At 48.9% G+C, this 10,452-nt stretch carries 13 protein-coding genes and 1 other annotated feature; of the genes, 10 read left to right on the top strand and 3 right to left on the bottom strand.

What is annotated here, in order from left to right:
• Nucleotides 1–341, top strand: a 341-nt coding sequence (locus tag BN54_RS09405) for an LPXTG cell wall anchor domain-containing protein (RefSeq protein ID WP_040470260.1), incomplete at its 5' end; no start/stop codon positions are given.
• 543 nt (nt 342–884) lie between these two features.
• On the opposite strand, the gene BN54_RS10495 is transcribed toward BN54_RS09405, so the two are convergent.
• On the bottom strand, nt 885–1,016 hold the full coding sequence (locus tag BN54_RS10495) for a hypothetical protein (RefSeq protein ID WP_019206935.1): 132 nt from the start codon (nt 1,014–1,016) through the stop codon (nt 885–887).
• Between the two features lie 74 nt (nt 1,017–1,090).
• Entirely contained in the window at nt 1,091–1,951 is an 861-nt protein-coding gene (locus BN54_RS09410) for an Rpn family recombination-promoting nuclease/putative transposase (RefSeq protein ID WP_019206936.1), read from the bottom strand.
• 194 nt (nt 1,952–2,145) lie between these two features.
• Nucleotides 2,146–2,261, top strand: a sequence feature (ribosomal protein L10 leader region).
• Between the two features lie 31 nt (nt 2,262–2,292).
• Between BN54_RS09410 and rplJ the strand changes: the two genes are divergently transcribed.
• The 4 genes from rplJ to BN54_RS09430 all read left to right on the top strand — a co-directional run bounded on the left by rplJ (nt 2,293) and on the right by BN54_RS09430 (nt 3,994).
• Nucleotides 2,293–2,793, top strand: a complete 501-nt coding sequence (gene rplJ, locus BN54_RS09415; protein ID WP_019206937.1) for a 50S ribosomal protein L10 — start codon at nt 2,293–2,295, stop codon at nt 2,791–2,793.
• Between the two features lie 78 nt (nt 2,794–2,871).
• Entirely contained in the window at nt 2,872–3,237 is a 366-nt protein-coding gene (gene rplL / locus BN54_RS09420; protein ID WP_019206938.1) for a 50S ribosomal protein L7/L12, read from the top strand.
• A 110-nt stretch (nt 3,238–3,347) separates the two neighbouring features.
• Nucleotides 3,348–3,599 carry an AbrB/MazE/SpoVT family DNA-binding domain-containing protein gene (locus BN54_RS09425; protein WP_019206939.1) on the top strand — a complete coding sequence of 84 codons (252 nt, stop codon included), beginning with the start codon at nt 3,348–3,350 and terminating at the stop codon, nt 3,597–3,599.
• 2 nt (nt 3,600–3,601) lie between these two features.
• Complete coding sequence (locus tag BN54_RS09430; RefSeq protein WP_019206940.1) at nt 3,602–3,994, top strand: type II toxin-antitoxin system death-on-curing family toxin; 393 nt, start codon at nt 3,602–3,604, stop codon at nt 3,992–3,994.
• A 131-nt stretch (nt 3,995–4,125) separates the two neighbouring features.
• Here BN54_RS09430 and BN54_RS09435 read toward each other — a convergent pair whose 3' ends face one another.
• On the bottom strand, nt 4,126–4,344 hold the full coding sequence (locus BN54_RS09435) for a hypothetical protein (protein WP_019206941.1): 219 nt from the start codon (nt 4,342–4,344) through the stop codon (nt 4,126–4,128).
• 131 nt (nt 4,345–4,475) lie between these two features.
• On the opposite strand from BN54_RS09435, the gene BN54_RS09440 reads away from it, so the two are divergent.
• From BN54_RS09440 to BN54_RS09460, 5 genes are all read left to right on the top strand, one after another.
• Nucleotides 4,476–5,360 carry a proline iminopeptidase-family hydrolase gene (locus tag BN54_RS09440; protein ID WP_019206942.1) on the top strand — a complete coding sequence of 295 codons (885 nt, stop codon included), beginning with the start codon at nt 4,476–4,478 and terminating at the stop codon, nt 5,358–5,360.
• Between the two features lie 121 nt (nt 5,361–5,481).
• Complete coding sequence (locus BN54_RS09445; protein WP_019206943.1) at nt 5,482–6,849, top strand: hypothetical protein; 1,368 nt, start codon at nt 5,482–5,484, stop codon at nt 6,847–6,849.
• 454 nt (nt 6,850–7,303) lie between these two features.
• The gene (locus tag BN54_RS09450) at nt 7,304–7,981 is read left to right on the top strand and encodes an IS607 family transposase (protein WP_019206944.1); all 678 of its coding nucleotides are present in this window, start codon (nt 7,304–7,306) and stop codon (nt 7,979–7,981) included.
• On the top strand, nt 7,962–9,077 hold the full coding sequence (locus tag BN54_RS09455) for an RNA-guided endonuclease InsQ/TnpB family protein (protein WP_019206945.1): 1,116 nt from the start codon (nt 7,962–7,964) through the stop codon (nt 9,075–9,077). The genes BN54_RS09450 and BN54_RS09455 overlap by 20 nt, the downstream gene beginning before the upstream one ends.
• 219 nt (nt 9,078–9,296) lie before the next feature.
• Nucleotides 9,297–10,421 carry a 5-methyltetrahydropteroyltriglutamate--homocysteine S-methyltransferase gene (locus BN54_RS09460; RefSeq protein WP_019206946.1) on the top strand — a complete coding sequence of 375 codons (1,125 nt, stop codon included), beginning with the start codon at nt 9,297–9,299 and terminating at the stop codon, nt 10,419–10,421.
• Nucleotides 10,422–10,452 lie beyond the last annotated feature (31 nt).

Genomic DNA, 10,452 nt, shown 5'->3' on the forward strand with positions numbered 1-10,452 from the left:
CTCAAGCGATCTTGGACAAGTCGAACGGCAATAACGCCAGTGCGTCAGAAGTTATGGCAGCTAAGCAAGCTATAGATAACGCTAAGAAAGCTCTGAACGGAAAACCGAACGCGTCAGAACACGAGGGTAATGAGGACGCCATGACCAAGGGGACGATGTCAACACCGGTTACTGAGCCGAGTGTGTTAGCAACGTCGCAACAATCTGGCAGCCAAACAGCAAGTAAGCAGTTGCCACAAACTGGTGATGATACTAGCCAAGCTTTAGTAACATTTGGCTTAGGAGGCACTTTACTGGGCTTATTGGGGATTGCATCCCGCAAGCGCAAAAAGTTGAACTAAGATTTAACGATGGAAATTAATCGTTAGCATCCATTTGAAAATGAACTCAGTTTCAGCTTGTTTTTGATGAGGGTGGATTCTTTTTAATCAAACTTGTTCGAAAGTGGTTCTACAATCTTTGGTACTAATAGGAGTAAAATCCTGTTGGTACCATTTTTGTTAATTTAGAATTTAGATGGTAAACACGGCATAATGAGCCGTCATTAACAGAATAGCGCTCAGAAGTATCCTTAAAGGAAGGACAACTTCTGAGCGCTATTTGTAGTTGAATTGTAAGATGGCATAACAGACCGGATTTAAACTTCGATCAGGAACCTTCTATACTTAGGGCAACTTAACTATCGGAGGTTTTTATTTATGATTTACAAAATCGCCCCAAGCCGTGATCAAAAGGGATCAAAGCTTGGGGCGATGGTTTTGATTGGTAACGACTAACTGCTCAATAGTGCTGAGCTGCTTGAGGAATGGATGGCATAGTAGCAAGCGTTCGAACTACTTAGTAATTGACAATTGCTCATAGTATTTTTGCGCTTCAGAAATTCCTTAGGCGTCAGCGATTGTTGCAATTATATCTGGAATGGTCATCCCACGTCGTTGCAAAGCCTTAACCATGTTGGTAATTCCCTGTTCCTCACTCTTACGCAACTGACGACGCAATTCAATCTGTTCCTTCATAAACCTTGCTTCCCGTTGTTTATCGGCGTGGATTAGATAAACGGCAACTCCCTTAATGGGAGAACAGCTGGCATTTATTGCTCAGTAACTAGTAACTGTTCATAGTATTTTTGCGCTTCTTCTGCAGAAAGAGATTCTGCGATAGCAATCGTCTTGACTACTTGCGCTTTTGGCATTCCTTGGCTTTCTAAGGACTTAATTATGTTTAAAACGGTTTTATCGCGTCCTGCTTCCTCACTTTTGCGCAATTGACGACGTAATTCAATTTGTTCTTTCATAAACCTCGCCTCCCGCTTTTTATCGGCACGAATTTCTTTCACTTCCGCATCCACGGCGGAAATAAACTTATCCTTAGTATCGACGGTTCCTCGGATCATGTCAAGAAAAGGGCGGATTTCAGCAGCGTGTTGATAGTTCTTCGCCTTGGTGTTAAAAACAACTAGCGTCCGCAGGTCACCCGCTGCGATCTCAGGGTGCCACTTGTCCCGGAATTCAAACTGGTAGCGGGCCAAGCCGCGGTGGTAGTAGTCGAAGTTGCAGAAAAAGATCACGTAAGTTGGGTAGTTGGCCAACTTGTCGTAATCATCGCCGCTGTTTAGGATCTCCTGGTCCATCAGCTCTTGGTATTCCCGCATCCGAAACGGTAAATTATGCTCGTTGACCATTTGCATTTCAATGGTGTAAGTTCGGTTCTGATCGTCCCGCGCATAGACATCAATCCGAATCCCCTTGGCCGTTGGGGTAGCTTGAATGGTGTGCTGGGGATCAGCGTCCTTCACCCACTGAATCGTTAATTCTGGCAAGGCCCGCCGCAACAGCTCGGCACACAAATTAGGATTGGTCATCACCGTCCCGAAGATCGGATCGTCCTTGATCGTCTTTTGTTGCCACTCAGCATGCAGAGTCGCGCGTTCGCTCGCTAAAGTTTCTGACATTATTTTCGCCTCCTTCAAAATTTGGGGACTAAATTTCGCCCCTACTTCTTATATACGTCGTGAAAGCGAAAATGCACTTTTTCATTTGACCATTCAGAAGATAAAATTCAAATGGTAGCGATACAGGAAATAATTCAAAAAATTAGCGGATTTTCCTTTACAGGGGCCGCAAAATTGAGTATAATGTCAGAGTTGATTTAAATATGACTCTGCCTAAGACTCAGGTGGCGCGATCGCCTTAATACCCTGCCGAGGAAGAAATGAAATTCCTTCTCTATGTCTGCGGTCATAGGGATTTTTTTATAAATCCGATCACAAATTCAAAGCGGGAGGTGAAACTAATGAGTGAAGCAAGTATCGCAAAGAAGGCGGAAGCCGTAAAGAACGTTAACGCTATGTTGACGGAAGCCCAAACCGCCATCGTTGTTGACTACCGTGGTTTAACGGTTGCTGAAGTTACTGACTTACGTAAGCAACTTCGTGACGCTGACGTTAAGATGATGGTTATCAAGAACAAGATCTTGCAACGGGCCGTTGAAGGTACGAACTACGAAGCATTGAACGATGTTTTCGTTGGGCCTACTGCCATCGTCTTCTCAAACGAAGACCCAATCGCCCCAGCTAAGATCATCAAGAAGTTCGCTGACGACCACGAAGCCCTGGAAGTTAAGGGTGGGTTCATCGAACAAAGCGTCAAGACGCTGGACGAAATCAACGAATACGCAACGATGCCAGGGCGCGAAGAACTGCTTTCCATGCTGGCATCTGCCCTGCAAGACCCAATGCGCAAGATCGCACGGGCCGTCAAGGCAATCGCCGACAAGGAAGACGAAGCTGCTTAAGCCTCGCCGCGTAGTCGCTAAATTTTACCTACGCCAAAGTGCGTAACACAAAACCATAATATATTGGAGGATTTAATCATGGCTTTTGATAAGGATGCTATCATTGCTTCTCTGAAGGAAGCATCAATCTCTGACCTTAACGACCTTGTTAAGGCAATCGAAGAAGAATTCGACGTTTCTGCTGCTGCTCCAGTTGCTGTTGCCGGTGCTGCCGGTGCCGACGCTGCTGCTAAGGACAGCTTCACTGTTGAACTGACTTCTGCCGGTTCTGCAAAGGTTAAGGTTATCAAGGTAGTTAAGGACATCACTGGTCTGGGTCTGAAGGACGCTAAGGACCTGGTTGACGGTGCTCCTTCTGCTATCAAGGAAGACGTTAAGGAAGACGAAGCTAACGACATCAAGGAAAAGCTTGAAGCCGCTGGTGCTACTGTTACCCTTAAGTAGTCTTAGCCCAACCCGAAAAAAGGCGACCACGCTTGCGTGGCCGTCTTTTTTTGCCTTTGATGTACTTACAAGATATACTTTATGTATATACGAAGAAAGAGGGGGATAAAATGGTGCTTAAAATGCCAACCAAAATTTTTAAATCGGGCAATTCAAGTGCGGTGCGCTTAAATAAAGATATTATGCACGCTGCGGGGCTAAAAATTAACGACCCAATTGAGGTTACTTTTAATGAGCAAGACGGCAGCGTAGTAATTAAACCCATGCCATCACAAGGTCAGATTGATGATCAATTTTTAGCGCTCTTAAAGCAGAGTATGAACGAAGATCAGGCTACCTTGGAGTTTTTAAAGGATAAGTAAAAATGCGGTATTTAACGGAAGCCGAGTTGATCGAGATAAATCGGCAGGTAATTGACTTTGCTGGTGAGGGGATCATCGGTGTAGCAGATGAAAAGGGCTTGCAAAGTATTGTGGCAGCTCCCCAGCAAATCTTTTTCGGTCGTGAAGCGTATCCGAATATTTGGCTTAAGGCAGCCTATTATTTGCAAAAAATTACTAAAAAGCATGTTTTTTTGGATGGTAATAAAAGGACGGCCTTAGAAGCAGCGAAAGTGTTTCTATTACTGAATGGGGTGCGAGTTAAATTCGAAGGGATTGAAGCTGGGCAAATGGTCTTAGATGTTACAACGGCACCTGATTCACAAGCGGTAATGTTAAAAATCGCCCACTATTTTCAAACTCATCAAATCAAGTAAGAAAGAAACCCTTGCAAGGTGCAGAGCACTGTTTGGCTCTCTGCTTCGCTGACGGCGTATCACGGCCACCGATTGTTTTTCAGCATGAGATTCAGTGTCAATAATAGTGTTGCCTTGATGGATTCCCTGCATTAGTCAGCAAGCCTTTCTGCCCCCAATGGAGTTTGGTTGGCTGGATCATACGCGAGTTCCTTGATCTCATCCTTAATTTCTTGTTGGACTTCCGCTTCCGTTATCTTCAAGGTCGCCCAGAAGTTATTACTTTTGATGGACCTATCTGCGAGCGTTTCATCACTAAACCGTTCAAGTGTCTTGAGGTTCTTTTTGATTACCGATAGTGTTGCTGTCATGTAATATCACCTCCTGCCACCAAGTTAATACACGTTAATTATAAAATCAAACAATAAGGACATCACTAATTTGAAGGATGCTAAGGACCTGATTGACGGTGTTCCTTCGAAGCAAGTAAGGAAGTGAACCCATGAAAATTGAAGAACGCTACTTGCCCTTTGGGCCGCTGACGACCTACGTGCGAATCGTGGGCGAGGACCACGAGCTGGCGCCACTGGTGTTATTACACGGCGGGCCGGGCTCGAGTCACAATTATTTTGAGTTGCTCGATCCCTTAGCGGCCGCCACCAAGCGCCAGTTGATTATGTACGACCAAGTTGGCTGTGGGCAGTCCAGCCTGGTTGACGACTTGCCGGCGGTTTACACGGCCCAGACTTGGCTGGCGGAATTGGCCAACCTGCGCGCCCAGCTGCATTTAGCCAAAATCCACCTGCTGGGCCAATCCTGGGGTGGCATGTTGGCTCTCCTGCACTTACTGCAGCCCACCACGACCGGGGTCCAAAGTGTGATCCTCTCCAGTACCCTGGCTTCGGCCCAACGGTGGGGGCAAGCAGTCCACGGCCTAGTCAGCCAGCTGCCTCCCGCGCAGCAGGCGGCGATCGCCCAGGCGGAGGCCAGCGGTGATTACACCAGCCCGGCTTACCAAGCGGCGCTGACGGATTTTATGGCAGCTCACGCCTTAGAGCCAGTCCACGCGGCGATGCCCGCTCCCTTGCAGCGGCCCAAGCGTGGCGGGCAGGTTGCCTACCAGACCGCGTGGGGGCCCAATGAATTTACCCCGACCGGCAACCTGCGTGATTACGACGTCACCGCCCGCTTGCCCCAGCTCAACCTGCCGGCCCTGGTGATTAATGGCGACCACGATCTGTGTACGGATGCAGTGGCCCAACAATTAGCGACCGGCCTACCCCAGGCCCGCTGGGAAAAGTTTAGCGCCGCGCGTCACATGGTCTTTTACGATCAGCCGGCCCGCTACCAAGACTGCTTGGTTGACTGGCTGGCGGGACGCCCTTAACAGCCATTTTACCGACCGTCGTTTCCTTTGGGGAAAGGCGGTTTTTTAATTGTCAATTTCGCAAAATTATAATACAATAAGCAAAAAATTAGAAACAACTCATGGAAAGGGGCTGAGCAGGATGTTTAGCAAAGTGGGACAATTAATCTTTGAACAAGGCGCCGTGGCCAAGACCTCGAACTTTAAAATGGGGCTGGAAATTGAAATGCAGCGCGTCGACGACACCGGGCAGTTAAGCCAGGAGCCGTACCCGGCCGCGATCGGTGATGAAAAGACCAACCCGTGGATCACCAATGACTACCTCGAAACAATGTCGGAAGTTGTTACCCCGGCAGCCCGCCACTCGCTGGATGCGATGCATTACCTGTATGCGATCAACAACGTCTTACGGTCGGCCTTGGCGCCGGGCGAATTGTTGTGGCCCCTGTCGATGCCACCGCAGCTGCCGGCCGACAAACGGCAGCTGCAGTTTGCCAAGATGGGCCCAGCCAAGGAAGCCTATTTGAAGGAATGGACCAAACGCCACGGCTATTCAGAGGGGACACCGTGCGGGGCCCACATTAACCTCAGTATCAGTGACGAGGTAATTGAGCTGGTCCAGCAGGCCTTGGGTGACCATTTTCCTTCCCGACTGGCGGTCCAAAATTATCTTTACACGGTGGTGGCCCAGGGGTTCATGCGCTACCGGTGGCTAATTACATATCTCTTCGGCGCCAGCCCGCTGGCCGAAGCCAATTATTTTGCGCCGGGCCAGGCACTGCCGCACCCGATCCGCAGCATTCGTCAAAGCCACTACGGGTTTGGCACCAAGTTCCGCGGCGCTTACACCAGCGTGGCTGATTACGTCGCCCGAATCGAAGCGGGGGTCAAGGAGGGGATTTTGATCTCGGATTATGAATTCCACGGGGCGGTCCGCTTTAAGGGCAATCAGGTCCTGACCCAACTTCCTCAGACCGGGGTCCAATACCTGGAGTTGCGGATGCTGGATTTGGACCCGAGCAGTTCGGTCGGGATTCGCACCGACACCCTGCGTTTTATTCGCCTGCTGGCCAGCTACTTTATCATGACCCCGCCGCTGAAGGGGGATGAAGTCGACCGGGTCTTGGCGGCGGCTGATGCAATGAATGAGGTTGTGGCGACTGAGGAACCAACGGCGCCGACCAAGTACCAGCATAAGGCCCGGGCAATGATGCAAAGCTTGGAGCGCTTTGCCAATCAGCTCCAACTTGGCCCCGAATACCAAGAAATTTTAGAGGACCTGGCCGACCGGGTGGAAAATCCGAAGACGACGCCGAGTGCCAAGCTGCTTAATTACGTCCAGGATGATTCCCTGACTGCCTACGCCCTGCGGCGGGCCAAGCGTTATCAAGCAGCGGCCCAGACCGCGATTCGCCAGTTCCCGGGTTTTGATGACGACCACCCGATGACGGCGGCCGAACTGACCCAGGCCCTTTTCCATGGAAATTGGGAACCAGATTTGGATCACTGAGCACGGGCCGAAAAATTTGCCCCGAGGGGTTGACGGGTCTTACTGATCGTTATAGTATAATGGCAATTAAATTAAAAATCGCTGAGAAGAGATGAGTAGCAGGGGAAGCCCGCTGAGCGAGTCGGGGATGGTGCAAGCCGACCGGGAAGAAGCTGTGAAGATGGTCTCCGAGCGAATCCAGTGGCGAATGATTAGCTGCTGGCGGGGGGCCAACCGATACCACTGGCGCAGGATCCGGTCTAACCGGGCCCTGACGAAGGCGAGCTGGGCAACCAGGTCGCAAACTAGGGTGGTACCCCGTTGATGATTGATTGACGTCCCTAACAGTACAGAGCATGTGCTGTTAGGGCTTTTTTGTTTTCTAAGGAGGAGATAACAGTTAGTTAAAATGTGTAATAGTGTATAACTAAATGGTATAATATTAACGAGAAAAAGAAAATGTGGAGTTGATATTATGCCAATGCTAAAGCCGAAAGATATGGCAGAAAAACTCGGTGTGACGGTTAAAACCTTACAAAAGTGGGACAACCAAGGAATCCTGAAAGCATATCGGACACCGACCAATCGAAGATACTACACCGAAGAACAATACTTGCAATATATTGGGAAGCCTTTAGAGGATAAACAAACGCGGAAGAATGTTGCTTACGCGCGGGTTTCAACCTATGGTCAAAAGGATAATTTAGCTGATCAAATTGCCTTCATTCGGCAGTTTGCGAATGCCAAAGGAGTCATTATTGACGAAGCCATTACCGATATTGGAAGCGGACTGAACTACAATCGGAAAAAGTGGAACCAGTTGCTTGATGAGGTAATGCAAAATAAGGTGGCGACAATCTATATCACCTATAAAGACCGATTTATTAGGTTTGGGTACGAATGGTTTGAGCACTTATGCCAAAGGCACGGTACTGAAATTGTAGTTCTTAATAATCCAAATACCAGTCCCGATAAAGAATTGGTAGACGATTTGGTAAGTATTATTCATGTGTTTTCGTGTCGCTTGTATGGGTTACGGAAATACAAGAAGGAACTACAAGGTGATACTTCTTTGAAAGGTGGTGAAAAACGTGCTTCGCACGCAAAAGGTAAAGCTATATCCGAATCAGACGATGAAAAAGGTGCTCGATGAGCTGTGTGATTATCGGCGTTACTGCTGGAATCAAGGCTTGGCGACTTGGAACGAAATGTATGATGCTTCGGTGATCCTCGCTGATAAGAAGCAGCGGCCCAATGAGCGGAAAGTTCGTGACGAACTGGTTGCTAACAAGGCTGACTGGCAGTATCAACTATCAGCTCGGTGTTTACAGTTGGCGATTTCTGATCTTGGTAAGGCTTGGAAGAATTTTTTCAATAAAGCTCAACCGGACTGGGGGAAGCCACGGTTTAAGTCGAAAAAGGCACCCCGTCAGGGGTTTAAGACTGATCGAGCCAAGCTAGTTAATGGCTGCTTGCGCTTGGACAAGCCCCGTGGAATTGCCGAAAAATGGTCGGACATTAAGTTCAAAGGTGCAAAAGATTTAGCTGGTGGGTTAAAGGTGGTTTCAATTTACCGGGAAAACGGTCAGTACTGGGCGAGCTTACCCCTTGAAGTGATGACCGTGCCGTCGAAGCCAAAAACAGGCGCGAAAACGGCGGTCGACGTCAATGTTGGGCACTTGAATTACACCGATGGTGAAATCAATACCTTGCCCAGCCACCTCCAAAAACTTTACAAGCGGATTAAGCATTATCAACGAGTACTAGCTCGCAAGCGTAAGGTCAATGGAAAACAGGCAACCCAAAGCAACAATTACGCCAAAACGAGAGCCAAGTTACAGCGTAATTATCGTCGAGTTGCTAATATCCAACACGACTTGATGCAAAAATTCGCGACCCGGTTGGTCAACGATTACGATCAAATTGTGATTGAGGATCTTGCCGTTAAGAAAATGCAGATGAGTCATGTTGCTTCTAAGGGGCTCCAGCGTTCCATGTTCGGTTACTTCCGTCAGGTTCTGAGCTACAAGTGTGATTGGTACGGGAAAGCTTTGCTGGTAGCGGATCGTTTCTACCCGAGTACCCAACGTTGTTCTGTTTGCGGTCATATCAAGCAAGGTGATGACAAAGTCACTTTGGCTGGGAATAAGAAACACCACACCAAACATGAAGAATATATCTGCTATGAATGCGGTGTGGTGATGGATCGTGACGAGAATGCGGTTGCCAATCTTTTGGCGTTAATTTAAGGCAATTTATGAGCCGGGCTAACGGCTCGGAGAGCGTAGCAAAACTCTCCTTCAGTGCTATTAGAGGCAGTTAATGTCGCTTTCCTCTTGTTAGGGAGGTGGGAATACTGCTGTTGACGGTAGTAAATAAAATTAAGAAAGGAAAACTATATTCTTTCTAACAGCATAAAGGTTCTTAACTTCTATGTTGTTCCACATTTTATATAGCAGGAAGTTAGCATGAGCACTCAATTACATTACGACATTGTGGGATCCTTTTTACGGCCGGCGGCGTTAAAGCAAGTGCGCGAACAATTTGCGCGAGGAGAATTGGATCAGGCGGGCCTGACCAAGGTGGAAGATGCAGCGATCAAGGACCTAGTCGCTAAAGAAGCGGCCGCTGGATTAAAGGTCGTCACGGACGGCGAATTCCGTCGCAGCTACTGGCACTTGGATACCTTCTGGGGCTTTGGCGGGATCAAGCACACGACCCAGGCGCGGGGCTACCTTTTTCATGATGAAGAAACCCGCAATGACTCCGCGCAGGTAAGTGGGAAGATCGCCTTTACGGGGAGCCACCCGGATTTGACGGCCTTTAAGTACCTCAAGACCTTGACCGATGGCACGGAGTTGATTCCACGCCAATCACTGCCAGCGCCGGCTCAACTTTATGCGGAACTGGTTCGCGGACCTGAGAATGTCGCGGCCTTGCGGAAAGTCTACCCGACCGATGACGCCCTCTTCGCTGATCTGGCTAAGGCTTACCGGGACCTGATTTTGGCCCTGTATGAAGCCGGCTGTCGCGACCTAAAATTGGACGACTGTACTTGGGGGATGGTCGTGGATGATGATTTCTGGTCCTTAATGGCGGGCGCTGGTTTTGAGCGCGAGTCATTGCAAGCCATCTACTTGAAGCTCAATAATGCAGCAATCAAGGACTTGCCTGCCGATCTACGGGTTTCAACCCACGTGTGCCGGGGCAACTATCATTCCACTTGGGCGGCCAAGGGGGGCTATGGACCGGTGGCCGACTACCTGTTGGCTCAAGAGAACGTCGCGGCCTTCTACCTTGAATTTGATGATGATCGCTCCGGGGATTTTACTCCTTTGGCGAAGGTCCCAGCCGAAAAAGAAGTCGTCTTGGGCTTGGTGACTTCCAAGCGCCCGGCGTTAGAGGAGCCGGAAGTGCTCAAGGCGCGGATCAAAGAAGCCAGTCAATACGTTCCGCTGGCGCACTTAGCGTTAAGCACTCAATGTGGTTTTGCTTCTACGGAAGAAGGCAACCAGCTAACGGAAGCTGAGCAGTGGGCCAAGATTAAATTGGTGATTGACGTGGCCAAGGAAGTTTGGCCGGCGACTAAGTAGTGCGCTCCAATAGAAAAGCCGGTGGCTTGAC

It is taken from the genome of Limosilactobacillus ingluviei str. Autruche 4 (assembly GCF_000312405.1).
Lineage (GTDB): Bacteria > Bacillota > Bacilli > Lactobacillales > Lactobacillaceae > Limosilactobacillus > Limosilactobacillus ingluviei.

Excerpts from the sequence above, each read along its gene's own strand:
- BN54_RS10495 (WP_019206935.1), bottom strand. The coding sequence starts at position 1,016 with ATGAAGGAACAGATTGAATTGCGTCGTCAGTTGCGTAAGAGTGAGGAA.
- BN54_RS09410 (WP_019206936.1), bottom strand. The coding sequence starts at position 1,951 with ATGTCAGAAACTTTAGCGAGCGAACGCGCGACTCTGCATGCTGAGTGG.
- rplJ (WP_019206937.1), top strand. The coding sequence starts at position 2,293 with ATGAGTGAAGCAAGTATCGCAAAGAAGGCGGAAGCCGTAAAGAACGTT.
- rplL (WP_019206938.1), top strand. The coding sequence starts at position 2,872 with ATGGCTTTTGATAAGGATGCTATCATTGCTTCTCTGAAGGAAGCATCA.
- BN54_RS09425 (WP_019206939.1), top strand. The coding sequence starts at position 3,348 with ATGGTGCTTAAAATGCCAACCAAAATTTTTAAATCGGGCAATTCAAGT.
- BN54_RS09430 (WP_019206940.1), top strand. The coding sequence starts at position 3,602 with ATGCGGTATTTAACGGAAGCCGAGTTGATCGAGATAAATCGGCAGGTA.
- BN54_RS09435 (WP_019206941.1), bottom strand. The coding sequence starts at position 4,344 with ATGACAGCAACACTATCGGTAATCAAAAAGAACCTCAAGACACTTGAA.
- BN54_RS09440 (WP_019206942.1), top strand. The coding sequence starts at position 4,476 with ATGAAAATTGAAGAACGCTACTTGCCCTTTGGGCCGCTGACGACCTAC.
- BN54_RS09445 (WP_019206943.1), top strand. The coding sequence starts at position 5,482 with ATGTTTAGCAAAGTGGGACAATTAATCTTTGAACAAGGCGCCGTGGCC.
- BN54_RS09450 (WP_019206944.1), top strand. The coding sequence starts at position 7,304 with ATGCCAATGCTAAAGCCGAAAGATATGGCAGAAAAACTCGGTGTGACG.
- BN54_RS09455 (WP_019206945.1), top strand. The coding sequence starts at position 7,962 with ATGAAAAAGGTGCTCGATGAGCTGTGTGATTATCGGCGTTACTGCTGG.
- BN54_RS09460 (WP_019206946.1), top strand. The coding sequence starts at position 9,297 with ATGAGCACTCAATTACATTACGACATTGTGGGATCCTTTTTACGGCCG.